The organism is Streptomyces sp. NPDC052040, assembly GCF_044548405.1.
Classification (GTDB): domain Bacteria; phylum Actinomycetota; class Actinomycetes; order Streptomycetales; family Streptomycetaceae; genus Streptomyces.
In genome coordinates, this window is sequence record NZ_JBIUBV010000017.1 from 63,134 (window position 1) to 88,225 (window position 25,092).

25 protein-coding genes are annotated in these 25,092 nt (G+C 71.5%); 5 read left to right on the forward strand and 20 right to left on the reverse strand.

What is annotated here, in order from left to right:
* Positions 1-6: 6 nt before the first annotated feature.
* Entirely contained in the window at positions 7-366 is a 360-nt protein-coding gene (locus ACIHAA_RS26855; protein ID WP_003992243.1) for an NADH-quinone oxidoreductase subunit A, read from the reverse strand.
* An 827-nt stretch (positions 367-1,193) separates the two neighbouring features.
* Here ACIHAA_RS26855 and ACIHAA_RS26860 point away from each other — a divergent pair.
* Entirely contained in the window at positions 1,194-2,003 is an 810-nt protein-coding gene (locus ACIHAA_RS26860; protein WP_399821471.1) for a C40 family peptidase, read from the forward strand.
* 219 nt (positions 2,004-2,222) lie between these two features.
* On the opposite strand, the gene ACIHAA_RS26865 is transcribed toward ACIHAA_RS26860, so the two are convergent.
* Entirely contained in the window at positions 2,223-3,557 is a 1,335-nt protein-coding gene (locus ACIHAA_RS26865; protein ID WP_399821474.1) for a geranylgeranyl reductase family protein, read from the reverse strand.
* 47 nt (positions 3,558-3,604) lie between these two features.
* On the opposite strand from ACIHAA_RS26865, the gene ACIHAA_RS26870 reads away from it, so the two are divergent.
* Positions 3,605-4,111 carry a GNAT family N-acetyltransferase gene (locus ACIHAA_RS26870; RefSeq protein ID WP_399821477.1) on the forward strand — a complete coding sequence of 169 codons (507 nt, stop codon included), beginning with the start codon at positions 3,605-3,607 and terminating at the stop codon, positions 4,109-4,111.
* Between the two features lie 45 nt (positions 4,112-4,156).
* Here the strand turns inward: ACIHAA_RS26870 and ACIHAA_RS26875 are convergent, their stop codons facing one another.
* The 8 genes from ACIHAA_RS26875 to ACIHAA_RS26910 all read right to left on the reverse strand — a co-directional run bounded on the left by ACIHAA_RS26875 (position 4,157) and on the right by ACIHAA_RS26910 (position 11,331).
* Complete coding sequence (locus tag ACIHAA_RS26875) at positions 4,157-4,852, reverse strand: demethylmenaquinone methyltransferase (protein WP_399821480.1); 696 nt, start codon at positions 4,850-4,852, stop codon at positions 4,157-4,159.
* Positions 4,853-4,883: 31 nt separating this feature from the next.
* Positions 4,884-5,159: a DUF397 domain-containing protein gene (locus ACIHAA_RS26880; protein WP_399821482.1), complete on the reverse strand. Its 276-nt coding sequence runs from the start codon at positions 5,157-5,159 to the stop codon at positions 4,884-4,886.
* Entirely contained in the window at positions 5,119-5,967 is an 849-nt protein-coding gene (locus ACIHAA_RS26885; RefSeq protein ID WP_399821484.1) for a helix-turn-helix domain-containing protein, read from the reverse strand. Before ACIHAA_RS26885 ends, ACIHAA_RS26880 begins: the two co-directional genes overlap by 41 nt.
* Positions 5,968-6,053: 86 nt before the next feature.
* The gene (locus ACIHAA_RS26890; RefSeq protein ID WP_399821486.1) at positions 6,054-6,563 is read right to left on the reverse strand and encodes a hypothetical protein; all 510 of its coding nucleotides are present in this window, start codon (positions 6,561-6,563) and stop codon (positions 6,054-6,056) included.
* Positions 6,564-6,570: 7 nt separating this feature from the next.
* Positions 6,571-7,785: a cyclic dehypoxanthinyl futalosine synthase gene (gene mqnC / locus ACIHAA_RS26895; protein WP_399821488.1), complete on the reverse strand. Its 1,215-nt coding sequence runs from the start codon at positions 7,783-7,785 to the stop codon at positions 6,571-6,573.
* Positions 7,786-7,890: 105 nt separating this feature from the next.
* Positions 7,891-8,616 carry a prepilin peptidase gene (locus ACIHAA_RS26900; RefSeq protein WP_399821491.1) on the reverse strand — a complete coding sequence of 242 codons (726 nt, stop codon included), beginning with the start codon at positions 8,614-8,616 and terminating at the stop codon, positions 7,891-7,893.
* Positions 8,617-8,666: 50 nt separating this feature from the next.
* The gene (locus ACIHAA_RS26905) at positions 8,667-10,424 is read right to left on the reverse strand and encodes a protein kinase (protein ID WP_399821493.1); all 1,758 of its coding nucleotides are present in this window, start codon (positions 10,422-10,424) and stop codon (positions 8,667-8,669) included.
* 58 nt (positions 10,425-10,482) lie between these two features.
* Positions 10,483-11,331 carry a menaquinone biosynthetic enzyme MqnA/MqnD family protein gene (locus tag ACIHAA_RS26910; protein ID WP_399821495.1) on the reverse strand — a complete coding sequence of 283 codons (849 nt, stop codon included), beginning with the start codon at positions 11,329-11,331 and terminating at the stop codon, positions 10,483-10,485.
* A 354-nt stretch (positions 11,332-11,685) separates the two neighbouring features.
* On the opposite strand from ACIHAA_RS26910, the gene ACIHAA_RS26915 reads away from it, so the two are divergent.
* Positions 11,686-11,889: a cold-shock protein gene (locus tag ACIHAA_RS26915; protein WP_030379745.1), complete on the forward strand. Its 204-nt coding sequence runs from the start codon at positions 11,686-11,688 to the stop codon at positions 11,887-11,889.
* Between the two features lie 170 nt (positions 11,890-12,059).
* Here the strand turns inward: ACIHAA_RS26915 and ACIHAA_RS26920 are convergent, their stop codons facing one another.
* Entirely contained in the window at positions 12,060-13,268 is a 1,209-nt protein-coding gene (locus ACIHAA_RS26920; protein WP_399821497.1) for a cytochrome P450, read from the reverse strand.
* 793 nt (positions 13,269-14,061) lie between these two features.
* Entirely contained in the window at positions 14,062-14,667 is a 606-nt protein-coding gene (locus tag ACIHAA_RS26925; protein ID WP_399821499.1) for a TetR/AcrR family transcriptional regulator, read from the reverse strand.
* A gap of 134 nt (positions 14,668-14,801) precedes the next feature.
* Here ACIHAA_RS26925 and ACIHAA_RS26930 point away from each other — a divergent pair, with 134 nt between their 5' ends.
* Positions 14,802-15,572 carry an SDR family NAD(P)-dependent oxidoreductase gene (locus ACIHAA_RS26930; RefSeq protein WP_399821501.1) on the forward strand — a complete coding sequence of 257 codons (771 nt, stop codon included), beginning with the start codon at positions 14,802-14,804 and terminating at the stop codon, positions 15,570-15,572.
* Positions 15,573-15,632: 60 nt separating this feature from the next.
* Here ACIHAA_RS26930 and ACIHAA_RS26935 read toward each other — a convergent pair whose 3' ends face one another.
* The gene (locus ACIHAA_RS26935) at positions 15,633-17,567 is read right to left on the reverse strand and encodes an AMP-dependent synthetase/ligase (RefSeq protein ID WP_399821503.1); all 1,935 of its coding nucleotides are present in this window, start codon (positions 17,565-17,567) and stop codon (positions 15,633-15,635) included.
* A gap of 307 nt (positions 17,568-17,874) precedes the next feature.
* Here ACIHAA_RS26935 and ACIHAA_RS26940 point away from each other — a divergent pair, with 307 nt between their 5' ends.
* The gene (locus tag ACIHAA_RS26940; protein WP_399821505.1) at positions 17,875-18,903 is read left to right on the forward strand and encodes a YihY/virulence factor BrkB family protein; all 1,029 of its coding nucleotides are present in this window, start codon (positions 17,875-17,877) and stop codon (positions 18,901-18,903) included.
* A gap of 90 nt (positions 18,904-18,993) precedes the next feature.
* Here the strand turns inward: ACIHAA_RS26940 and ACIHAA_RS26945 are convergent, their stop codons facing one another.
* The 7 genes from ACIHAA_RS26945 to ACIHAA_RS26975 all read right to left on the reverse strand — a co-directional run bounded on the left by ACIHAA_RS26945 (position 18,994) and on the right by ACIHAA_RS26975 (position 25,024).
* Positions 18,994-19,293, reverse strand: coding sequence for a DUF4229 domain-containing protein (locus ACIHAA_RS26945; protein ID WP_399821507.1), 300 nt, complete (start codon positions 19,291-19,293; stop codon positions 18,994-18,996).
* A 97-nt stretch (positions 19,294-19,390) separates the two neighbouring features.
* A complete protein-coding gene (locus ACIHAA_RS26950; RefSeq protein WP_399821509.1) occupies positions 19,391-19,915 on the reverse strand; it encodes a GNAT family N-acetyltransferase in 525 nt (174 codons plus the stop codon).
* A gap of 146 nt (positions 19,916-20,061) precedes the next feature.
* On the reverse strand, positions 20,062-21,225 hold the full coding sequence (mqnE, locus tag ACIHAA_RS26955) for an aminofutalosine synthase MqnE (RefSeq protein ID WP_399821511.1): 1,164 nt from the start codon (positions 21,223-21,225) through the stop codon (positions 20,062-20,064).
* Between the two features lie 109 nt (positions 21,226-21,334).
* A complete protein-coding gene (locus tag ACIHAA_RS26960; protein ID WP_399821513.1) occupies positions 21,335-21,790 on the reverse strand; it encodes an Lrp/AsnC family transcriptional regulator in 456 nt (151 codons plus the stop codon).
* 149 nt (positions 21,791-21,939) lie between these two features.
* Positions 21,940-22,614 (reverse strand): UbiX family flavin prenyltransferase, encoded by a 675-nt coding sequence (locus ACIHAA_RS26965; protein WP_399821515.1) that lies wholly within the window; start codon positions 22,612-22,614, stop codon positions 21,940-21,942.
* 53 nt (positions 22,615-22,667) lie between these two features.
* Complete coding sequence (gene mqnP, locus ACIHAA_RS26970; protein WP_399821517.1) at positions 22,668-23,570, reverse strand: menaquinone biosynthesis prenyltransferase MqnP; 903 nt, start codon at positions 23,568-23,570, stop codon at positions 22,668-22,670.
* Entirely contained in the window at positions 23,567-25,024 is a 1,458-nt protein-coding gene (locus ACIHAA_RS26975; RefSeq protein WP_399821519.1) for a menaquinone biosynthesis decarboxylase, read from the reverse strand. The genes mqnP and ACIHAA_RS26975 overlap by 4 nt, the downstream gene beginning before the upstream one ends.
* Positions 25,025-25,092: the final 68 nt, after the last annotated feature.

Sequence of the window (25,092 nt, forward strand, 5' to 3'; positions counted from 1 at the left end):
GGCCCCTCAGTCCCATTCCAGGCCGCCGCGCCGCCATACGTACGCGTACGCGACGAAGACGGTGAGCACGAAGAGCAGCATCTCCACGAGCCCGAAGATCCCCAGGGCGTCGAAGGTGACGGCCCAGGGGTAGAGGAAGACGATCTCGATGTCGAAGACGATGAAGAGCATCGCCGTCAGGTAGTACTTGATCGGGAAGCGCCCGCCGCCCGCCGGCGTGGGGGTCGGCTCGATGCCGCACTCGTAGGCCTCGAGCTTCGCGCGGTTGTACCGCTTCGGACCGATCAGCGTGGCCATCACCACGGAGAAGATCGCAAAGCCTGCCCCGAGGGCTCCCAGTACGAGGATGGGCGCATACGCGTTCACCGCTCCTCGCTCCTCTCAGTCGGCACTGACTGCTTGGCGGTCTCCCCGGGCCGAGCGGAGCCGTGGCCCCGGGGAGGTGGCGCTGTGCTCACACCCGCCCCACCAGCCCCACGAACCCCGCCCGCCCCGGCGAAGATCGCGGACATGTGAAGCAGGTCACAAGCCCAACTGCCCCGCATCCTATGCCCGGCGATGTGTGATCTGCGACACGGGGGTCAGCACCTCCTTTGTGATCTCCACCACCTGGCGAAGGATCATGAAGTCGGATGAGCGGTGACCTTCATACGCGAAGCAGTCGAGCGATCACCAAGAGGTGACATTCTCGCTCGTCTTCGCAGGTCGAGGGCATCTTGCAATATCAGCGAAGAGCCGCTCAATGCAAATTGGCCACCGGAATGGATCTCTTGATATAGGGGCGCGTTCACACGTGAGAGGGAAGAGCGGGCCCGGGAGTGAACGCGTGCACGCGTTCACAAGCAGGGACATACGTGACCACTCGTGAAGGCGTGTGACCGCGAGGTCGGCGCGAGGTGACGTGCGTGCGCGGGACGCACCCCGAAGGGAGACCGTTCCGTGACCTGTGCCACACCTGTGTGAGGGGCCCATAAAGCGGGCTTGGCCATGCGTCGTGACCGGTGATAAGCGCAGAGCAATCCGGACAGAACGACGAAAACACGTGATCACAGGCTTGATCACAGGTGTCCGCAATGCCCGTTACGGCGTCAATAAAGGCTGCCACACCCGGGGTTTGGGGCTGCCGTTGAACAACTGTGGCGCAGCACACGTTTCTTGAAGGTATGGAGGAGCCCCTGATACCGCTTGTACCCATGTCCCACACCGCTCACATACGCAGCCACCGGAAGCCCCGCAGCCGCAGCGCGTCGACGATCGCGATGCGGGCCGGAGTTGCGGGTGGCGTCCTCAGCACGCTGGCCGTTGCCGGCGCCTCGGCCTCGGCCAATGCCGCCGAGCCGGTGACGCAGACCCTCGAACTGCCGACCCTGACGGCCGACATGGCCACGCAGGTCGCCCAGTCCGCGGAGGCCACCCAGCAGACCGCCGCCAACTACCAGCTCCAGGCCGAGCGCGACTCGGCCGCCGCGAATGCCGCGAAGCAGGCCAAGTCAGACCTCGCGCAGGCCAAGCAGAAGGCCGCCGAGGCCGAGCGCAAGGCCGAGGCCGCGCGCAAGACGGCGGCGGCCGCCGCCTCCCGCAGCGCCGAGCGCACCGTCCTGTCCGCCGCTTCCGACACCGCCTCGTCGACGAGCACGTCCACGGCCACCGGGTCCGCCGCGTCGGTCATCGCGTTCGTCAAGGCGCAGCTCGGCGACGCGTACGTCTCCGGCGGCACCGGCCCGAACTCGTGGGACTGCTCGGGCCTCGTGCAGGCCGCGTTCAAGCAGGTCGGCGTCGACCTGCCGCGCGTCTCCCAGGACCAGTCGACCGTCGGCACCCAGGTCTCGCTGGACAACCTCCAGGCGGGCGACATCCTCTACTGGGGCAGCTCCGGCAGCGCGTACCACGTGGCCGTGTATGTGGGCGACGGCATGTTCGTGGGTGCGCAGAACCCCTCCAGCGGCGTCGTGGAGAAGCCGCTGTCCTACGACCCGCCGACGGGCGCCGTCCGCGTGCTCTGAGCCGTCAGAGGTGCCGTCCCGGGGCTCTACGGGGTCTACGCGGGTCAACGGCGTCCACGGGCTCACGGATTGAAGGGCCGCCGTGCCGGAAGGCATGGCGGCCCTTTCCTGCTGCCCGGACGAAAATTCACCCCAAAGGGCCACAGACCAGCAGAGCTGACAAGAAACGCCCCCGCCGACAACGGCGGGGGCGTCGGGGTGTTCTGGCAGAACGCGGACCTACGCCTTCGGGGCCACCTTGGACAGGCCGTTGATGACCCGGTCCATCGCGTCGCCGCCCGTCGGGTCCGTCAGGTTGGCCAGCAGCTTGAGCGTGAACTTCATCAGCATGGGGTGGGTCAGGCCGCGCTGCGCGGCGATCTTCATCACCTTGGGGTTGCCGATCAGCTTCACAAAGCCGCGGCCCAGCGTGTAGTAGCCGCCGTAGGTGTCCTTGAGGATCTTCGGGTAGTGCTGGAGGGCCAGTTCGCGCTGGGCGGGGGTGGCGCGGGCCATGGCCTGGACGATGACGTCGGCGACGATCTGGCCCGACTCCATGGCGTAGGCGATGCCCTCGCCGTTGAAGGGGTTCACCAGGCCGCCCGCGTCACCGACGAGCAGCAGGCCCTTGGTGTAGTGCGGCTGGCGGTTGAAGGCCATCGGCAGGGCGGCGCCGCGGATCGGGCCGGTCATGTTCTCGGGCGTGTAGCCCCAGTCCTCGGGCATCGAGGCGCACCACGCCTTGAGCACCTCGCGCCAGTCCAGCTCCTTGAAGGACTCCGAGGTGTTCAGCACGCCCAGGCCGACGTTGCTGGTGCCGTCGCCCATGCCGAAGATCCAGCCGTAGCCGGGGAGCAGCCGCTCCTGGCCGCCGCGCCGGTCCCACAGTTCGAGCCAGGACTCCAGGTAGTCGTCCTCGTGGCGCGGGGAGGTGAAGTAGGTGCGCACCGCGACGCCCATCGGGCGGTCCTCGCGGCGGTGCAGGCCCATCGCCAGGGAGAGCCGGGTGGAGTTGCCGTCCGCGGCGACGACCAGCGGCGCGTGAAAGGTGACCTCGCGCTTCTCCTCGCCGAGCTTGGCGGTGACGCCGGTGATGCGGCCGGTGCGGTCGTCGATGACGGGACCGCTGACGTTGCAGCGCTCGTAGAGGCGGGCGCCCGCCTTCTGGGCCTGGTGGGCCAGCTGCTCGTCGAAGTCGTCGCGCTTGCGGACCAGTCCGTAGTCCGGGAAGGAGGCGAGATCCGGCCAGTCCAGCTGGAGCCGGACACCGCCGCCGACGATCCGCAGGCCCTTGTTGCGCAGCCAGCCGGCCTCCTCGGAGATGTCGATGCCCATGGCCACCAGCTGCTTGACGGCGCGCGGGGTGAGGCCGTCGCCGCAGACCTTCTCCCTGGGGAAGGCGGTCTTCTCCAGCAGGAGGACGTCGAGCCCGGCCCTGGCCAGGTGGTACGCGGTCGTGGAGCCTGCTGGCCCCGCGCCCACGACGATCACATCGGCGGTGTTGTCGGAGAGGGGCTCGGTCACGGCGGGATCTCCCCAAGGTTCGGAATGTACGTGCCGACGGGCACTGGACATGGGCAGTCTATTCAGCACGATTGATCACCCCGCTGAAGGGCTGCCCCGTGAACCGAGCACTCCCCGCAGTACGGTTGCGCGTTCCCACCGACGAGGACGCCGTCGCCTGGCACCGGGTCTTCGACCACCCGGAGGTGATGGAGTTCTACGGCGGCAGATCCGCCGGGCTGTCCGTCTACGAGGAACTCACCGCCCGGCAGCGGCGGCACGACGCCGAGCGGGGCTTCTGCCTGTGGACCGTGCTCGACGACACGGGCCGGGTCATCGGTTTCACGGGCGCCCAGCCGTGGCCCCAGGACTGGGGTCCGCGGGGTGAGATCGAGATCGGCTGGCGGCTCGGCCGGGAGCACTGGGGCCGGGGCTATGTCACCGCGGCCGCCCGGCTGACCCTGGAGCGGGTGCGGGCGGCGGGAGTGCCCGGGGTGGTGGCCATGGTCGACTCCGGCAACACCCGGTCGATCGCGGTCACCCGGCGGCTGGGCATGAACCTGGCCGAGGTCTTCACCACGCCGGTGTCGCAGCGGGAGGCGCACTGCTACCGGCTGGCGCTGTGACGGGACGCAGCGGGCGGTGACGGGCAGTGGCTGACCGGGTCCGGGTCAGTCCTTCTTGAAGCCGCGGTGCAGCGCGACGATGCCGCCGGTGAGGTTGCGCCATGCCACGTTCGACCAGCCCGCCGTGCGCAGCCGCTCGGCCAGGGCGGGCTGGTCGGGCCACGCCCGGATGGACTCGGCGAGATAGACGTACGCGTCCGGGCTGGACGACACCGCGCGGGCCACCGGCGGCAGCGCGCGCATCAGGTACTCGCTGTAGACGGTGCGGAAGGGCGCCCAGGTGGGGTGCGAGAACTCGCAGATCACGACCCGCCCGCCCGGCTTGGTCACCCGGTACAGCTCGCGCAGCGCCGCGTCGGTGTCCTGCACATTGCGCAGCCCGAAGGAGATCGTCACGGCGTCGAAGACGTCGTCCCGGAACGGCAGCCTGGTCGCGTCGCCCGCGGTGAACGGCATCCAGGGGTGGCGCTTCTTGCCGACCCGGAGCATCCCCAGCGAGAAGTCGCAGGGCACCACGTAGGCGCCCGCCCGTACGAAGGGCTGCGAGGAGGTCGCCGTACCGGCCGCGAGGTCGAGGACCTTCTGCGCGGGCCGCGCGTCGACCGCCTTGGCCACCTCCTTGCGCCAGCGCCGGTCCTGGCCGAACGACAGCACGTCGTTCGTCAGGTCGTACCGTTCCGCCACGTCGTCGAACATCGAGGCGACTTCGTGCGGCTGCTTGTTCAGGGAGGCGCGGGTCACCGGCCCATTCTTGCAGCCGCCCGGGCGGGGCCTACAGCTCGCCCCGCACCACCGCGCCGACAAACCCCGCGAAGGCCGCGGGCGTGACGGTGAGGTGGCCTCCGGCCGGGTTCTTGCTGTCGCGGAGGGCGACGTGGGCGTCGAGGTCGGCGTACTCGACGCACTGTCCGCCGGTGTCGCTGCTGTACGACGACTTCCGCCAGACGGCGCCGTTGAGCGGGGCGCACTCGACGCAGTCGCCACCGGTGTTGCCGCTGTAGGAGGACTTACGCCACCGGATGTTCGCCGACTGCTGGGCGGGAGCCATACCGTTCCTCCATCACGCGCTTGATCAAGTGCGCTGAATCCTCTTGGGAGAGGGCAGCAGCCTGCAAGCTAGCGTAACGGCGGGCGCCTTCGCGAACGATCTCCAGATTGGCGGTCATGTGACCGGAGATGAGGTCCTCGGTGTAGACGAGTTCGGGGTCCTTGGCGAAGCGCAGCATGTTGAACGACCCCACCAGGCTCGCATGCGCGCCCACGGAGTTGGGCAGCACCTGAATCTGCAACCAGGGGCGCTCGGCGCACTTCAGCAGGTGGCACAGTTGTGCGCGCATCACCTCCGTGCCTCCGACCGGACGGTGCAGCACAGCCTCGTCCAGGATGGCCAGCGTCAGCGGCGGGCGACCCGCTTCCAGGATGCGCTGCCGTTCCAGACGTGCCGCGAGCAGTTCGTCGACCCGCTCCGCATCACCTGTCTCCAATACGGCACGGGCGTACTGCGGCGTCTGCAAGAGCCCGTAGACCAGTTGCGCCTGGTAGGTGGAGATGTACGTCGCCTTCGCCTCCATCTCCGCGTACGGCTGGAACCAGGTGGGAAGTTGACTTCGCAGGACCAGGCCCACCAGGCGGGAGAACATCCCGTCCGTGTTCAGGGCGGCGTCCACCCGGGCGGAGAAGTCGCGCGTCGGCACCTTCAGCGCCGTCTCGATCTGGCCCACCAGGGAGCCGGTGCAGAACACGATCTGGCCCAGGTCGGCCAGTCTCAGGCCCGCGGCCTCCCGGAGGCGGCGCAGCTCGGCGCCGTAGTAGTCCAAGGGCGAGGCGCTGGGGTCGAGTTGCTTGACATTGGTCATGCGGCAGTCACTCCTCTCTCCCTCACCGAGAGTAAGTGCAACGCATCACCCTGTGGCGCCGATCACTAAAGTCTTAATAGTCGCACTTATGCGCTGCGGTACACGAGCCGTCCGCCCACCACCGTCACCACACAGCTCCCGTCCCCGGCGAGCACGGTGAAGTCGGCGCGACCGCCCGGGGCGAGAGCGGGGGCGCCGGAGCCGACCAGGACGCCCGAGCGCTGGACGGCGGTCCGTACCGGCGGCCGGGTGAAGGGCCCGGCGACGGCCGTCACCCCGCGCCCCAGCATCCGCTGGAGCCCGCGCCGGGCGCTCCCGCCCCAGCGCGCGTCCGTCATCGGGGCGGACCCCGCGGGCAGCGGCTCTGTGCCCAGCTCGTCGGCCTCGCGCGGGTCGGGCCAGTAGAACGTCTCCAGCAGCCGTACGGCGTCCGGCTCGTACCGCCCGGCGGTGAGGGTCCCGGCCCACTCGCGGACCCGGGCGCGGTCACCGTGGGCCGCGTACAGCCCGGCGTACGGACCGAGGGCGGCGATCCGGCCGCCCTCGGTCACGACGGACACCGAGTCGTCCGCGAGCGGACGGTGAATCGTCAGCACGGCGGGCTCAGTTGGAGGTCAGCAGCTTCAGCTCGGGGTGGGCCGTGCCGCCCTCGATGGCCGTGGACGAGATGTGGGACACGACCCGCTCGTCCACGGGGTCGTTCGCCGGGTCGTCGTGCACCACCAGGTGCTCGTACGTCGTGGCGCGCTGCGCCGGGACGCGGCCCGCCTTGCGGATGAGGTCGATGATCTCCAGGCGGTTGGAGCGGTGCTTGGCACCGGCCGAGGAGACCACGTTCTCCTCCAGCATGATCGAGCCGAGGTCGTCCGCGCCGTAGTGCAGGGAGAGCTGGCCGACCTCCTTGCCCGTGGTCAGCCAGGAGCCCTGGATGTGGCGGACGTTGTCCAGGAAGAGGCGGGCGATGGCGATCATCCGCAGGTACTCGAAGAGAGTGGCCTGCGTCCGGCCCTTCAGATGGTTGTTCTCGGGCTGGTAGGTGTACGGGATGAAGGCACGGAAGCCGCCCGTGCGGTCCTGTACGTCACGGATCATCCGCAGGTGCTCGATGCGCTCGGCGTTGGTCTCGCCGGTGCCCATGAGCATGGTGGAGGTCGACTCCACACCCAGCCGGTGCGCGATCTCCATGATCTCCAGCCAGCGTTCGCCGCTCTCCTTCAGGGGCGCGATCGCCTTGCGGGGCCTCTCGGGCAGCAGTTCGGCGCCCGCTCCGGCGAAGGAGTCCAGTCCGGCGGTGTGGATGCGGGTGATGGCCTCCTCCACCGAGACACCGGAGATCCGCGCCATGTGCTCGACCTCGGAGGCCCCCAGGCTGTGGATGACCAGCTGCGGGAAGGCGTCCTTGATGGCCTTGAAGTGCTTCTCGTAGTACTCGACGCCGTAGTCCGGGTGGTGGCCGCCCTGGAACATGATCTGGGTGCCGCCGAGTTCCACGGTCTCCGCGCAGCGGCGCAGAATGTCGTCGAGGTCCCGGGTCCAGCCCTTGGCGGTGTCCTTGGGGGCCGCGTAGAAGGCGCAGAACCGGCACGCCGTCACACAGACGTTGGTGTAGTTGATGTTGCGCTCGATGATGTACGTCGCGATGTCCTCGGTGCCCGCGTACAGGCGGCGGCGTACGGCGTCGGCGGCGGCGCCGAGCGCGTGCAGCGGAGCATCGCGGTAGAGGACGAGCGCCTCTTCGGGGGTGATCCGCCCGCCGGCGGCGGCACGGTCGAGGACGGCTGTGACATCAAAAGACGTGGGGTCGGCCTTCTCGGTCACCGGGCGTCCCTTTCGTCGAGGAGAGAAAATCAGGCGCGAAGCGCGTTCCGGGCGGCTGGCGGACGGACTCGCCCAGCCTACGCCAGGGGTGTGTCCCCACCGACGTCAGGCCGCTGCGGCCCCGGTCAGCAGGCCCAGCAGGGCGCCCGCGGCCAGGAACGGCCCGAAGGGGATCGCGGTGCGCCGCCCGGCCCGGCGGGCGAGGACCAGCGCGAGCCCGTAGAGCCCGCCGAAGAGGAAACCGGCGAAGGTGCCGAGGACCACGGTCGGCCAGCCGTACCAGCCGAGGGCGGCGCCGAGTCCGAGGGCGAGTTTGACGTCGCCGAAGCCCATGCCGTTCGGATGGACGAGGAAGAGCACGCCGTAGCCGCCGCCCAGCACCAGGGTCCCCAGCAGCGCGGTGCGCCAGTGGCCCGCGTGGCCGGGCAGCGCCGCGGCGGCGGCGAGCAGGAGCAGGGCGGCGGCCGCGAGCGGCAGGGTGAGCACGTCGGGCAGCCGCTGCACCCGGAAGTCCACGATCGTCAGCAGGACGCCGACGGGGGCGAGCAGCAGCCAGACCGCCAGTTCGGGCCGGGTGCCGGTGGCGAGGGCGAGGGCGGCGCAGACCAGGGCGGTGGCGGCGCAGACCGCGGCGGTGCCGGGGCCGTGGGCCTGCCCGTCGGCGCACCGGGCGTCTCCGAGCCAGCCGTTGACCGGGTGCCCCTGCGGGCAGCGGTCCCGCCAGGGCTGCCCGGGCTCGACGCAGAGCCGGTACGCGGCCCGGGGCAGCAGCGCCCCGGCGCCCGCACCCCACACCGCGGCCCCGGCGGCCGCCCAGAGGTCCAGATCCACGGGCCCAGAGTACGGGCGCCGGTCCGGTCCCGACTGGGCTTTGCGGAGGGCTAGTTGACCTTTCCCAGGCGGGCGGTGGGGTTTCCGGCGTCGGGGTTGTCGGTCTCGTAGCGGAGGTCCGCTCCGGCGGGGGTCAGCCGGACCTCATGGCTTCCGGTGGTGCAGGTGGGCGGGTTGGTGGTCCGGGCGACGCCGGTGGCGACGAGCTGCCGGGCCGAGGCGCGCTTCAAATAGAGGATGTCCTCGCAGACGCCGCCGATCTGGTCGGTGGACCGGAAGGTGCCGATCTCGCCGCCCGCTCCACCCTGACGGAGCGTGATGCGGAAGGTGCCCGCGGGCAGGGTGCCGCCGAGCGCGAGGGCGTCGCCCTCCCAGGTGCCGAGGTAGAAGGAGGGGACGGCGGCCCCTCCGGTGGCCGGGAGGGACGCGCTCGCGGCGGCCGAGGGGGAACGGGAGGCGCTCCCGGTGCCGTCCCCGGGCGTCGTGCCCCCGGACGCGGGGGCGCTTCCGGCGCTGTTCCCGCCGGGGGAACCGCCGTCGAACAGCCCGGTCATGAAGGACACCCCGACCGTGACCGCGGCCAGCGCTCCCGCGACCGCCAGCGCCACCGTGCAGCTCAGCCGCCGCCCCCGGCCGTCGGCACCGGGGGCGGAGGTGGCGGCGACGCTCACCGCGACCTTCCCGGGTCCGCCGTCGGCGGGCACCACGGCGCCCTGGGTCGGCGCGCCGTGCGCGGGCGTCCCCGCGGGACGGCCGGACATGGCGGGCGGCGGGCCGAAGGCTCCGACGGTCCGCCCCGCGGGCCGGTCGGCGCCCCCGGGCACGGCCACCGGTGCTCCGGAGCCCGCGGTGGGCGGCGGGCCGGGCTGCGACGGGCTGCTGAAGGTCAGCGGGCCCGAGCCGGGGACCTCGGACGGCTCCAGGTTCAGCAGCTGCACGGCCCGGCGGCTGACCTGTTCCACCAGGGGGCCCGGGAGCCAGCCGCCCGCCACCAGGCGGGCGGCGCCCTGCGGGGCCAGGGTCCGGGCCACCTCGTCCGGGGCGGGGCGCGCCGCCGGGTCCTTGGCCAGGCAGACGGCCGCCAGGTCCCGCAACTCCCCGTCCATCCCGTCGAGTTCGGGCTCCTCGTGGACGACCCGGTACAGCAGGGCCGCCGAGGAGTCACCGGGGAACGGGGGCCGTCCGGTCGCCGCGTAGGCCAGCACGGCGCCCAGGGAGAAGACGTCCGCCGCGCCCATGGCGTCCCTGCCGAGGATCTGTTCGGGGGACATATAGCCGGGCGAGCCGACGGAGACGCCCGTGGCGGTCAGCGACGCCGTGCCGTCGGTGGCCCGCGCGATGCCGAAGTCGATCAGCAGCGGGCCGTCCAGGGTGAGCAGGACGTTGGACGGCTTCACATCGCGGTGCACCAGGCCCAGCCCGTGCACCGCCGCCAGCGCCTCCGCGAGGCCCGCGCCCAGCGCCCGTACCGTGTGCGCGGGCAGCGGGCCGCCCTCGGTCACCGCGGCGGCCAGGGACGGCCCGGCCGCGTAGCCAGTCGCCACCCAGGGGACCGGCGCCCCGGGGTCCGCGTCGAGGACGGGCGCGGTCCAGGCGCCGCCGACCCGCCGCGCGGCCTCCACCTCCCGGCGGAAGCGGGCGCGGAACTCCTCGTCCAGCGCGAAGTGCGGGTGCACGACTTTGACCGCGACCGTGCGGCCGCCCGCGCTGCGCCCCAGATAGACCCGGCCCATTCCGCCCGAGCCGAGTCTGCCGAGCAGTCGGTAGGGCCCCACCGCGGTGGGCTCCCCCGCATCGAGCGGCTGCATGGCGCCACCCCTCCCCCGTACGACGTACCGGCAGGGTAGTTGGCGCCGGGGCGGGCCGTTACGGCTCCAGCAGCTTCACCGTCACGTCGGCGGGGAAACCGGTGGTCGGGCCGACCCGGCGGGCGAACTCGGTGACCGCCGCCAGCTGCGGGTCCCCGAAGCGGAAGTCCAGGGTGGTGAAGTACTGCTCCAGCACGCGTTCGTCGAAGGACTCCCAGCGGGCCGCCTGCTCGGCGACCTTGCCGACCTCCTCCAGGGAGAGGTTGCGGGAGTCGAGGAACGCCTCGTGCACCCGCCGGGTGGTGTCCGGCTCGCGCTCCAGGTAGTCGCGGCGGGCGGCCCACACCGCGAAGACGAACGGCAGGCCCGTCCACTCCTTCCACAGCGTGCCGAGGTCGTGCACGGCGAGGCCGTAGCGCGGGCCGTCGTGGAGGTTGGCGCGCAGGGCCGCGTCCCCGATGAGGACGGCGGCGTCCGCCTCCTGCATCATCAGGCTGAGGTCGGGCGGGCAGGTGTAGTAGTCCGGCGTCACCCCGTACCGCTCGGCCAGCAGCAGCTGGGCGAGGCGTACGGAGGTCCGGGAGGTGGAGCCGAGGGCGACCCGGGCGCCGTCGAGCTGGTCCAGGGGGACCTGGGAGACGATCACGCAGGACATCACGGGCCCGTCGCAGCCGACCGCGATGTCGGGGAAGGCGACCAGGTCGTCGGCGTTCTTGAGGAACTCGACCAGGGTGACGGGACCGATGTCGAGATCGCCCCGCACCAGCATCTCGCTGAGCTTCTCGGGGGTGTCCTTGGTCAGCTCCAGATCGAGGAGCGTTCCGGTTCTCGCGAGCCCCCAGTACAGGGGCAGGCAGTTCAGGAACTGGATGTGGCCGACGCGCGGCCGGGTGCGAGAATTGTCCACATCGCGACAGTAGACCCCGTGCGGTACGGTGCAGGCTTCAGGGTCCGCGAGCCGCTCCGGACGCCTCGTGGATCTCCGGCGTCCACCTCCGCTTCGGCCATGCGACACCTTCTCGTCAGTTCAGCTCGCACCCGTTCAAACATTTGGGTGAAGTGATCTTGGCCTCTATTGCGTTCGGGTGCCTGCATGCTAGGCTCGCCGCAAGTTGCAGTTTGGTTTCCTTGCAGTACAGAGCCTGCGGAGCATGTGACCGCGGGCTCTCGTCGTTTTCAGAGACATGCAGTTGTGCGGCGCTTAAGTTTTCACACTTGCAGGTTCTGGAGCAGGGCAACCCTTTGGGCCCAAGGAGGGCTTATGGCTACCGGAACCGTGAAGTGGTTCAACGCCGAAAAGGGCTTTGGCTTCATCGCCCAAGAAGGCGGCGGCCCCGACGTCTTCGTCCACTACTCCGCGATCAACGCGAACGGCTTCCGCTCGCTGGAGGAAAACCAGCAGGTGAGCTTCGACGTCACGCAGGGCCCGAAGGGTCCGCAGGCGGAGAACGTCACCCCTATGTGAGGTCGCTGACCCGGAGTTTTCGGTCTTCGGTTCCAGGCCTTCGGCTCACCGGCCTTCCGGCCCATTGAGTCCGATGCTTTGATCCGGAACGGATTGCAGTACCCAAGGAGCCCCGCGCGCCGTACGGCGCAGGGGGCTCCTGCTTTTTGTGCTCCGGCGGGCCGGCTCGGCTACCACTCCACCGGCAGTTCCAGCGGGAAGCGCCGGATGGTCTCGGTGTCCCAGCGGATCTCCCCCGGCTCCACCGCGAGCCGCAGGTCCGGGAAGCGCTCAAGGAGCCGCCCGATGGCCACCTCCAGCTCCGCCATGGCCATCGGCACCGCGATGCACCGGTGGCCGCCCCAGCCGAAGGTCATGTGCGGCATGGTCGGCCGGTCCGGGTCGATGAGGTCCGGGTCGGGGTAGCGCTCCGGGTCGCGGTTCGCGGTCAGGTACGACACATGGACGTAGTCGCCCTCCCGGATCCGGACACCGTCGATCTCCACGTCCTCCAGCGCCACCCGGGGGATGCCGACCCCCTTGCGAAAGGGGATGTAGCGCAGGATCTCGTGCAGGGTGGCCGTCAGGGTCTCCGGCCGGTCCCGCAGCTGCCGCATCAGCGCGGGCCGGGTCAGCAGCAGATAGGCGATGTCGCTGATCTGGCAGGTGGCCGTGTCCTGGCCGCTGAGCACCAGGGTCAGCGCCATGACCGCCAGCTCCTGGTCGTCGAGCGTGTCCTCGCCCTCCCGGGCGGCGGCCAGGGCGCTGATCAGGTCGGGGCCGGGGGTGCGGCGCCGCAGGGCGACCTGCTCGGCGAAGTAGTCCCGCAGCCCGGCCTTGGCGGCCGCGGCCGTCTCGCGGCTGTCCGGGCCGGTGGCGAGCAGCTGGTGGACGTACTCCTGCATCCGGTCCCAGTCCTCCTCGGGAATGCCGAGGACGTCGAAGATCGTGCGGCGGGGAAGCGGGTTCGACAGATGCTGGACCAGGTCCGCGGGCGGCCCCGCGGCCTCCATCCCGTCCAGCAGGGTGTCCGCCAGCCGGGTGATGCGCTGCCGCATCAGCTCCACCTGCCGCTGGGAGAAGGCCTGGGAGGCGAGGTGGCGCAGCCTGCTGCTGTGCGGCGGGTCCATCACATTGACGGACTCCGGGGAGACGATGGGCTCCGGGGTCAGCCGGGGGTAGTCGGTGCCGATGATCGCGGCCCGGCTGAACCGCTGGTCACTGGTCACCTGCCGGACCCCCTCGAAGTCGGTGACCAGCCAGGCGTCGCCGTCGCCGTAGGGGAGCCGGATCCGGGTGAGGGAGTCACGGCCCATGAGCTTGGCGAGCGAGGGGTCGAACTCCAGCCCCTCACTGAAGTCGAACGGGCACATGAGCGGTTCGTTGGCCGGGGTCGTCATCGTGCGGTCTCCGTTTCCAGGGGGCGGGTGGTTGGGGGGCGTGCGGGGGTTTCGGGGGCCGCGCGGCGGGGGCGTGCGGCGGGGGTTCGGGGTCTGCGCGACGGGGGTTCGGGGGGCGTGCGGCGGGTCCGGGGATTTGCACGGCGGGTCCGGGATCCGCGCGGCGGGGGTTCGGGGTCCGCGCGGCGCAGGGTCGGGGGTCCGCGCGACGGGGTCCGGAGTCCACACGGTGGGGGTTCGGCGGAGCCCGGCCCCGGTGGTCACCGTGCCTGCCGCTCCTGGCCGTCGTCGTCGGCGCGGCGGCGGCCAGGGGCAGCGCACCGCGCGGACGGCGGCGGGGGTCGGGCGCGTGCCACGGGCGGTGCGCCGGGCGGCCGCGCCCCGTCCCCGTGCTGCGCGGGTGCCCGGGCGGGAGTCCTGCGGTCGGTGCCCGGCCATCGTCTGTGCCTCCTGACGGGATGGAAACACGCGGGCTCCCGCACACCGGCCAGCACCGCCGCCGCCCTGGGCCGGGTGGGCTAACCGTCCGTCGGTGAAGCGGGTGACGGCCCGCGGCGGGCCCCCGCCGCGCCTTCAGCGCCCCGGGCGCGCGCGGCAGCGTCAGTGCCCCCGGGGCGGGCGCGGGAGCGGCTCGGCCCTCCCGGGGCTCCCGGACCGCGGGCCGCAGCGCGGCTCAGTACTCCCGGGCCGCGGCCCGCCGCAGCGCGGCTCAGTACTCCCGGGGCCCCCGGGCCGTGGCCCGCAGCGCGGCTCGGCCCTCCCGGGGCTCCCGAGCCGCGGCCCGCAGCGCGGCTCAGTGCTCCCGGGCCGTCGCGCGCAGTGCGGTGAGGGTCCAGTCGAGGGCTGCGCGGAGGTGGGTGGAGCGGCCGGTGGCGAGGAGGACCGTCACGCCGCCCTGGATTCCGGCGAGCAGGGCCGCCGCCGTCTGGTCCGGGTCGACGGTGCCGGGGAGGTGCCCGGCCCGCTGCATGGCGCGGACGCCCGCGGCCAGGCTCGCCTGCCAGCGGTCCATCAGGGTGTCCACCACGGCCCGCGCGCCCGGTGTGGTCCGGCCGAGGTGCAGGGTGAGCGAGCCGAGCGGGCAGTGGTCGCCCTGCTCCTCGTAGCGCCGCAGCACGGTGTCCCGCCACTGCTCCCAGGCGTCCCAGGAGTCCAGGCACCCCAGATACGGCTGCTGGTCCTCCAGCACCTGTTCGGCCTCGAACTCCGCCACGGCCAGCAGGAGTTCGTCCTTGCCGCCGGGAAAGTAGTGGAAGAGCTGGCTCTTGCTGGTCCGGGTCCGGGCCAGCACATCGTCGAGGGTCGCCAGCACGACGCCCTTCTCCCGGAGCACCTCGGCCGCGCCCCGGACGATCCGGCCGCGGGTGGCCCGGCCCTTGGCCGTCAGTGTGCCTGGCATGGAGCGCGCCCTCCCGGACAGTGGACCGACGGGTCCAGAGTAGCCGGGGGCGGGGCAAGATTGGACTTGCGGGTCCATTTTTTGCGGCGCAGGGTGGGGCGCATTCCGTCCGTACCGAGGAGAGTGCCCAGACCATGACCGCACGTCTTCAGCACAAGAACGCCCTGGTCACCGGGGCGACCAGCAACATCGGCCGCGCCATCGCGCTGGCCTTCGCCGCGGAGGGGGCGTACGTCGCCGTCTCCGGGCGCAGCCGCGAGCGGGGGGAGGCCGTGGTGGCGGAGATCCACGCGCGGGGCGGCGCCGCCGTCTTCGTCCCCGCCGACCTGGACGGTTCCGCCGCCGCCTCCCGCCGACTGGCCGAGGACGCTCGCCGCGCGCTCGGCGGGCGGCTGGACATCCTGGTCAACAACGCGGGCATCTACCCCGGCCCCACCACGCCCGACACCGACGAGGAGACCTTCGACCGGGTCTACGCGGTGAACGTGAAGGCTCCCTTCTTCCTGACGGCGGCGGTGGCCCCGGCGATGGCCGCCGCGGGCGGCGGCGCCGTGGTCAACCTCGGTTCCTGGATCACCCGGCTGGGCATTCCGGTCGGCGCGCTCTACAGCTCCTCCAAGGGCGCCCTGGAGACGCTCACCCGGGCCTGGGCCGCGGAGTTCGGGCCGGGCGGGGTCCGGGTCAACGCCGTCTCCCCCGGTGTGGTCCACGAGGAGGCGGCGAACGGGAAGGGGCCGCACCCCGCCGAGGCCATGATGCGCGGCACCCCGGCCGGGGTCGTCGGCTCTCCCGAGGCCGTCGCCCGGGCCGCCGTCTATCTGGCCTCCGACGAGGCCGAGTTCGTCCACGGGATCACCCTCGACGTGGACGGCGGCCGCACCACGACGGCGGTGATCGCCGCCTGAGCGGCACCGCGCCCTCCCGCCCGGGAGGTGCCGGCCGCCCGCCGCGCGCGGACCACTCGGTCAGGGGCCGTACAGCCCCTCCACCTCCGCGGCGAAGTCCCGCAGGATCGCGTCCCGGCGGAGTTTCATCGACGGGGTGAGATGTCCGGCCTCCTCGGTGAAGTCCACGGGGAGGACGGCGTAGCGGCGGATCGACTCGGGGCGGGAGACGAGCTTGTTGGCCTCGTCCACCGCGCGTTGCAGCACCGCGTGCAGCTCCTCGTCGTCGAGCAGGAGTTCCGGCGGCACCGGATGCTTGCCGATCATCTGGCGCCAGTGGGTGATCCCCTCGGGGTCGAGGGTGATCAGCGCGCCGATGTAGGGGCGGCCGTCGCCGAGGACCAGGCACTGGGAGATCAGGGGGTGGGAGCGGAGCCAGTTCTCCAGCGGGGCCGGGGCCACGTTCTTGCCGCCCGCGGTGATCAGGATCTCCTTCTTCCGGCCGGTGATGGTGAGATAGCCCTCCTCGTCCAGGCGGCCGATGTCGCCCGTCGGCAGCCAGCCGTCGGGGCCCGCCGGGACCACCCCGCCCGCCCCCGGGTCCCAGTATCCGCGGAAGACCTGGCCGCCGTTGAGCAGCACCTCGCCGTCGGCCGCGATCCGCACCCGGGTGCCGGGCAGCGGCCAGCCCACCGTGCCCAGCCGGGGCTTGAGCGGCGGGGTCACGGTGGCCGCGCCGGTCGTCTCGGTCAGGCCGTAGCCCTCGTAGATCCCGATGCCCGCGCCCGCGAAGAAGGCGGCCAGGGGGCGGCCCAGCGGGGAGCCGCCGCAGATGACATGGCGGACCCTGCCGCCCAGGGCGTTGCGGATCCGGCGGTAGACGAGTGGGTCGTAGAAGGCGCGGGCCGTCTTCAGGGCGCGGCCCGGGCCGGGGCCGGTGCCGTGCTGCCGGGCCTCGGTCGCCTCGCCGTGGCGGCGGGCCACGTCCGCCGCGCGGTCGAAGAGCGCCGCCCGGCCGCCGCGTTCGGCGGTGGCCCGGGCGTTGTTGTAGATCTTCTCCAGCATGTACGGGATGGCCAGCAGAAAGGTCGGCCGGAAGCTCCCGAGGTCGTCCAGGAGGTCCTGCGCCTCCAGGCTCGGGGCGTGGCCGAGCCGGACCCGGGCGCGGATGCAGGCGACCGCCACCATCCGGCCGAAGACGTGCGACAGGGGCAGGAAGAGCAGGGTGGAGGGCTCCTCGTCGTCCTGGGCATGGAAGACGGAGTGCAGCAGCGCGGTCGCGTTGTCCACCTCGGCGAGGAAGTTGCCGTGGGTCAGCGCGCAGCCCCGGGGGCGGCCGGTGGTGCCCGAGGTGTAGACGAGGGTGGCGAGGGTGTCCGGGCCGAGCATGCCCCGGCGTACCGAGATCTCCTGGTCGGGGATGTGCTCCCCCACTTCCGCGAGCCGGTCGACGTGCCCCTTCTCCATGACCCACACATGGCGCAGGCCGGGCATGTGGGGCCGCTCCGGGCCGAGGGCCGCCGCCTGGGCGAGGGTCTCCGTGACCAGGGCGGCGACGCCCGCGTCCTGGAGGATCCAGCGGGCCTGGAAGACGGAGGAGGTGGGGTAGACGGGGACCGTCACCAGGCCCGCCGCCCAGGCCGCGAAGTCCAGCAGGGTCCACTCGTACGTGGTCCGTGCCATGACGGCGATCCGGTCGCCCGGCATCAGGCCCTCGGAGATCAGGCCCTTCGCCACGGCCAGGACCTGTTCGGCGAACCGGGCCGCGGTCACGTCCGTCCAGCCGCCGTCCGGGTCGCGGCGGCTGAGGGCCCGGTGGCCGGGCTCCTCTGCGGCGTTCTCGAACGGCAGGTCGGCGAGCGAACCATGGGTCACCCGCGGTGCCAGCGGGGGGACATAGGCCTCCCGCACCTCGCCGTTCAGCCGCCGGATCTCCGGCCCGGCCGGCACCGGGCCGCCGTCGTGGCCGAGGCCGGTGGGGGCGGCGACGGGTACGGAGGAGTACGAGATGGGCATGGGCAGCTCCTGGGGCCAGCAGCGGTGCACTGCTTTGCTGCATGGGGGTACGCGCCGGGTGCACCGAAAGGTTCAGCGGCGGTCGCGGCTCGCGTGTTACCGCCGGTCAGGGCCCGGATCGTACGGGCCCCGGATGGGGAATCCGTGCATGTTCGGGAAGGGATCCGGGACGGTCCCGGGACGGGCGTGTGCAATGTCCCCGCACGGCTGCGCGGCTCCGGGGCGCGGCCGTGCGGCGGGGCCCACCGGGACACCCGACGCCCTGCGGGGACCGCATGGGTACGGTGCAGGGGGGTACCGGGAGACCATGGGTGTGCTGGCCCGCCTGGACGGCTATCAGCGACGGCATCGCTGGGCGGGCTTCCCTCTGGCCGTCGCCTACAAGTTCTTCGACGACCAGGCCGCGTATCTGACCGCGCTGCTGACCTACTACGGCTTTCTGTCGCTGTTCCCGCTGCTGCTCTTCCTCGTCGCCGTGCTGGGCTCCCTGCTCAGCGGCAACCCGCAGCTCCAGCAGGCGGTACTGAACTCGGCGCTGGGCGAGTTCCCGGTGATCGGCGACCAGCTCGGGCACAACATCCACTCCTTCCACGGCAACGGTGTCGCGCTCGGGGTGGGTGTCGCGGGCAGCGTCTACGGCGCCCTGGGCATAGCCCAGGCCGCCCAGCTCGCCCTGAACAAGATCTTCGCGGTGCCCCGCCACGCCCGCCCCGACCCGTTCCACTCGCGGCTGAAGGGCCTGAAGTTCCTCTCGCTGCTCGCCCTCGGGCTCTGTGTCACCACGGCGCTGTCCGCCGGGGAGGGCGAGGCCAGCGTGTTCGGTGCCCGGCTGGCCATCGGGGCGCGGCTCGCCGCCGCGGCCACCGCCGTCGTGCTCAACGCCGGACTGCTGATGCTCAGCTACCGCATACTGGCGCGCCGCAGGCTGCCGGTGCGCCTGATGTACGGCCCGGCGCTCGGCGGCGCCTGTGCCTGGCAGGTGCTCCAGTGGGGCGGCTCGTACTACGTGGGCCATGTCCTGCGGGGCGCCACGGCGACCTACGGCCTCTTCGGCATCGTGCTCGGTCTGATCGCCTGGCTGTATCTCGGCGCGCTCGTCTATCTCATCACCGCGGAGATCTGCGCGGTGCGCTCCATGCATCTGTGGCCGCGCAGCCTGCTGAGTCCCTTCACCGACCGCGTCCACCTCAGCGCGGGCGATCTGCGCGCCTACCGGTCGTATGCGACGACGGAGTCCTTCAAGGGCTTCGAGAAGGTCACGGTGCACTTCGACCATCCCCCGCACCCGCCCCTGGACGGCGGTGCGCCGGAGGGGCGGCCCCCGGGAAAGAGCTAGGGTCTTTCGTGGGGATCACGCCGGGCTCGCGGGCCCGATCCCAACGAAAGACCCCAGTCCTACGAGCCCCGGGTGCCCGGCGGGTGTCCGCTACGAGGTCTGGCCCTGCACCCGCGCCGAGTCGTCGGCCGAGTCCTCCTGGGCGCGGTTCGCCTCGATGTTCTCCTTCATCCGGTCGACCTTCCGCACGATCTGCACGGAGGCCCGGTCCCGCTCCCCGCGCAGCACCACGAAGCTGATCGGAGCCGAGATGACCAGGGCCAGCAGGGCGATCCACAGGCCGTTGGACGCGCCGAGGCCGCGCGGGGCGACACCCGAGTAGACAAGGCCCCAGACGACCACGAGGCAGCCCGCGAAGATACCGAGGCGCATCAGCGTGTAGCGGAGCATCTCTATCCACTCTTCCGTTCGGTCGGAATCCCCCAGTTGGTCACCGTCCAGTGAAACACGCGCGATGCCCGGTCCCGCACCGGGGTGGGGGCGGCGGTCAGTGCAGCGGCAGCAGCATGGTGATGTCGTCGCGGTCGTCGCCGGGCGCCACCCGTATCCCGCCGGGCACCCGGCCGACCTCCTTGTAGCCGCAGGAGGCGTAGAAGTGCTCAAGGCCGAGGCCGCCGCGGCAGCCGAGCCGGATCGCCTCGATGCCCGCCATGCCGCGGGCCCCGTCCGCGGCGGCGGCCAGCAGGTCGCGGCCGTAGCCCCTGCCCTGGTGCCGGGGGTGCACCATCACCGTGTAGAGCCACAGCCAGTGCGCCATCAGGCGGTGGGTGTTGCGGGTGAGGAAGGCGCACGCGGCCACCCGCCCCTCGGGGTCCCGCCCGACCAGCAGCCGGGTGCGCCCCTCGTCCATCGCCGCCAGATGGCGGAGCAGCTCGGGCCGGACCGCCTCGCGGGCGACCGGCGCCACGAAGCCGACGGCCCCTCCGGCGTTGGAGACATCCGTCCACAGGTCGAGGACGCCGTCGCGCAGGGCGGGGGTCATGGGCGGATCAAGGACGAACGTAAGGGGCATGGCGGGAGGCTATCCATTACCCGGTTGCGGGCTCAAGCAGATGTGGCGCCCCTCACCCGCCCCGGGCGCCCCTGGAACGCGGGCAGGCCCCGGCGGAGATGCCGGGGCCTGCTCCGCACGCGGTGCGGGGTCGAACGCGGTGCGGGTCAGACCCGCATCGGCTGGGGCGCGTCACGACGGGCCGGGTCCGGGCCCTCGTACTCGCGGATGATCTCGTAGCGCGTGTTGCGCTCCACCGGGCGGAAGCCCGCGTCCCGGATCAGGTCGAGCAGGTCCTCGCGGGTCAGCTTGTTCGGCGTGCCGTAGTTGTCCGCGTCATGCGTGATCTTGTACTCGACGACCGAGCCGTCCATGTCGTCGGCGCCGTGCTGGAGGGCAAGCTGCGCGGTCTGCACGCCGTGCATCACCCAGAAGACCTTGACGTGCGGGACGTTGTCGAAGAGCAGCCGGGAGACCGCGAAGGTCTTCAGCGCCTCCGCGCCCGTGGCCATCTGGGTGCGCGCCTGGAGGCGGTTGCGGACCTTGCCGTCCTTCATGTCCACGAAGTCGTGCTGGTAGCGCAGCGGGATGAAGACCTGGAAGCCGTTGGTCTCGTCCTGGAGCTCCCGCAGCCGCAGCACATGGTCCACGCGGTGGCGGGGCTCCTCGATGTGGCCGTAGAGCATGGTGCTCGGGGTCTTCAGACCCTTCTCGTGCGCCAGCCGGTGGATCCGGGACCAGTCCTCCCAGTGGGTGCGGTGGTCCACGATGTGCTGCCGGACCTCCCAGTCGAAGATCTCCGCGCCGCCGCCGGTCAGCGACTCCAGACCGGCGTCGATCAGCTCGTCGAGGATCTCGGAGGCGGACATCCCGGAGATGGTCTCGAAGTGGTGGATCTCCGTCGCCGTGAACGCCTTCAGCGAGACGTTCGGGAGAGCCGCCTTCAGCTCCCGCAGCGACCGGGGGTAGTAGCGCCACGGCAGGTTCGGGTGGAGGCCGTTGACGATGTGCAGCTCGGTGAGGTTCTCGCCCTCCATCGCCTTGGCGAGCTTCACCGCCTCCTCGATGCGCATCGTGTACGCGTCCTTCTCGCCCGGCTTGCGCTGGAACGAGCAGTAGGCGCAGGAGGCCGTGCACACGTTCGTCATGTTGAGGTGGCGGTTCACGTTGAAGTGGACCACGTCGCCGTTCTTGCGGGTGCGCACCTCGTGCGCCAGCCCGCCGAGCCAGGCCAGGTCGTCCGACTCGTACAGCGCGATGCCGTCCTCGCGGGTCAGCCGCTCACCGGCCCGGACCTTGTCCTCCAGCTCGCGCTTGAGCCCGACATCCATGCTTCTGCCTCTCCCTCTGGACAAACCGACCCCACCGTACTCCCCGCCCCGCGGACGGGCGGCGCCCCACCCGGACTCCCGCCCCGCCCGGGGCGCCCGGCCGCCGTGCCTACTGCGGCTCCGGAAGCTCCCCGACCCGGTTCTCCCACTTGGTGGACAGCACGATCGTGGTCCGGGTGCGGGAGACGCCCTGGGTGCCGGACAGCCGGCGGATCGTCTTCTCCAGGCCGTCCACGTCGTCCGCCCGCACCTTGAGCATGTAGGAGTCGTCACCGGCGATGAACCAGCAGTCCTCGATCTCCTGAAGGTCCTTCAGCCGGTGCGCCACGTCCTCGTGGTCCGCGGCGTCGGAGAGCGAGATGCCGATGAGGGCGGTGACCCCCAGGCCGAGGGAGGCCGCGTCGACGGTCGCACGGTATCCGGTGATGACACCGGCCGACTCCAGGCGGTTGATGCGGTCGGTGACACTGGGCCCGGACAGGCCGACGAGGCGTCCCAGCTCCGCGTAGGAGGCCCGGCCGTTCTCCCTCAGGGCCTGGATGAGCTGCCTGTCCACGGCGTCCATGCGATCGAAGCCTTCCGCTGAAGAGATCTGAAGAGATCCGAAGAGAAAACCGACGAGAAAAAGAAGAGACGAGAAAAGAGACGTCAGAAAGGGATCCGGCGGTCTCAGCGGTGCGGGCGGTGCGGGGGCCGCCGCGGGCCGCCCGGCCCTCAGGGCGTACGGCTGCCACCGCCCAGTTCGCCCTTCCAGCGGCGGTAGAGCCGGTGCTCCACCCCCACCGCGTCGAGCACCCGCCCGGCCACGAAGTCCACCAGGTCCTGGATGTGCGTGGCCCCGGCGTAGAAGGCGGGCGAGGCGGGCACCACGGCCGCGCCCGCGTCGTCCAGCGCCACCAGATGACGCAGCGTCTGGCCGTTCAGCGGGGCCTCCCGGACGGCCACCGCCAGCGGGCGGCCCTCCTTGAGGGTGACGCTCGCCGCCCGTTGCAGCAGGTCCTTCGACAGCCCGAGCGCCACCCCGGCCACACAGGCCGTCGAGGCGGGCACGATCAGCATCCCCTTGGCCGGGTACGACCCCGAGGACGGCCCGGCGGCCAGGTCCCCGGCGGTCCAGTGCCGCACCCCCGCGAGGTCCACCTCGAAGGTGCCGGGCTTGCCGTCGGCGCCGCGGGACAGCCAGGCCCGCAGGTCGTCCTGCCAGTGGGCGTCCCGGAAGGGCAGGCCGGTCTCGTCGAGCAGGGTGAGCCGGGAGGCCCGGCTGACCACCAGGTCGACGCTCTCCCCGGCCGCCAGCAGGGCGCGCAGCACGGCCGCGGCATAGGGAGTGCCGGAGGCGCCCGACACCCCCACGATCCAAGGCGTGCGCTGCGTCAGTCCTGGGTTCATGACCTGGAGCCTATCCGTCAGCTCTCATCGCCCAGACCGTGAGGTCGCATCACTCAGACCGTGAGGCCGCGAACCAGCAGATCCAGCAGCGCACACACGAACAGGGCGATGCCGATGAATCCGTTGACGCTGAAGAAGGCGCGGTTGAGGCGGCTGAGGTCGTGGGGCCGCACGATCGAGTGTTCGTAGACGAAGGCACCCGCCACGACGACCAGGCCGAGCCAGAAGAAGAACCCGGCCCCGGTGGCGAGGGCGTACCAGACGAACAGCGCCGTGACGACGGTGTGGCAGACCCGGGCGCCCCGGATCGCCGCCGGGATGCCGAAGCGGGCGGGCACCGACATGACGCCGATCTCGCGGTCCGTCTCCACGTCCTGGCAGGCGTAGATCAGATCGAAGCCGCCGATCCAGATGCCCACCGCCAGGCCCAGGATCACCGCGTCCCAGTCCCATGTGCCGCTGATCGCCAGCCAGCCGCCGACCGGGCCCATCGCCTGGGCGAGGCCGAGGATGGCCTGCGGGAAGTTGGTGAACCTCTTGCCGTACGGGTACACCACCATCGGGATCACCGCGATGGGGGCGAGCGCCAGGCAGAGCGGGTTGAGCAGGGCCGCGGCGCCGAGGAAGAAGACCAGTGCGATCAGCGCGCCGGTCCAGGCGTGCCGCACCGACATCGCGCCGGTGACCAGCTCCCGCTGGGCCGTGCGCGGATTGCGGGCGTCGATCTCGCGGTCGATGATCCGGTTCGCCGCCATGGCGAAGGTGCGCAGGCCCACCATGGCGACGGTCACCAGGAGCAGACGCACCCAGTGGACGGTGCGGTCCTCCTGGTACATCGCGGTGAGCGCGGCAGTGTACGCGAAGGGCAGGGCGAAGACGGAGTGCTCGATCATCACCAGGCGCAGGAACGCCTTGGTGCGTCCCGGCTGCGGGAGTGCCGCGGAGGCGCTGCTCACAGGCCGTACTCCTTCCAGCGGCGATCCACCAGGGCCGCCGTATCCGGGTCCGACAGGACCATCTCGGGCCACCCGCCGTCGCGCGTGTACCCCTCCTCGGGCCACTTGCGCGTCGCGTCGATGCCCGCCTTGCCGCCCCAGAACTGCTGGTAGGAGGCGTGGTCGAGGTGGTCGACGGGACCCTCCACGACGGTGAGGTCGCGGGCGTAGTCCGTGTTGCCGAGGGCCCGCCAGGCGACCTCGTGCAGGTCGTGGACGTCGCAGTCGGAGTCCACCACCACGATCAGCTTGGTGAGGGACATCATGTGGGCGCCCCAGACCGCGTGCATGACCTTCTGGGCGTGCTTGGGGTACTTCTTGTCGATCGACACGATCGCACAGTTGTGGAAGCCGCCCGCCTCGGGCAAGTGGTAGTCCACGATGTCCGGCACGATGATCTTGAGCAGGGGCAGGAAGAAGCGCTCGGTGGCACGGCCCAGCGGCCCGTCCTCGGTCGGCGGGCGTCCCACCACGATGGACTGGAGCAGCGGCCGCTTCCGCATGGTGACGCAGTCGATCCGCAGGGCCGGGAAGGGCTCCTGGGGGGTGTAGAAGCCGGTGTGGTCGCCGAACGGCCCCTCGGGGAGCATCTCGCCGGGCTCCAGCCAGCCCTCCAGGACCACTTCGGCACTGGCGGGCACCTGGAGCGGGACCGTCTTGCAGTCGACCATCTCGATCCGACGGCCCGCGATGAACCCGGCGAAGAGGTACTCGTCGATGTCGCCGGGCAGCGGTGCGGTGGAGGCGTAGGTCACGGCGGGCGGGCAGCCGAAGGCGATGGCGACCGGGAGGCGTTCGCCGTGGCGGGCGGCCACCTGGTAGTGGTTGCGGCTGTCCTTGTGGATCTGCCAGTGCATGCCGATGGTGCGCCGGTCGTGGCGCTGGAGGCGGTACAGCCCGAGGTTGCGGATCCCGGTCTCCGGGTCCTTGGTGTGGGTGAGCCCGAGGTTGAAGAAGGAGCCGCCGTCCTGGGGCCAGGTGAACAGGGCGGGCAGGGCGTCCAGGTCCACGTCGTCGCCGTGCAGCACGACCTCCTGCACCGGCGCGCTGTCCTGCTTGACCTTCTTCGGCGGCACATGGGCCATCGCGCCGAGCTTGCCGAAGGCCTCGCGGACCCCGACGAAGCCGTGCGGCAGCTCGGGCCGCAGCAGGCCGCCGATCTTGTCGGAGATCTCGTCGTACGACGTCAGGCCGAGCGCCTTGAGCAGACGGCGGTCGGTGCCGAACACGTTCATGGCGAGCGGCATGCGCGAGCCGCGCACGTTCTCGAAGAGGAGCGCGGGGCCGCCCGATTTCTGCACCCGGTCGACGATCTCCCCGATCTCCAGATGGGGGTCGACCTCGGCTTTGATGCGCTTGAGGTCTCCCTCGCGCTCCAGCGCCCGGAGCAGGGACCGAAGATCGTCGTAAGCCATGCGTTCCAGTATCCGGTACCGGCTAACCTGACCCCGTCACCGGGGCCGTCCCATGCCCCGTCGTCGTC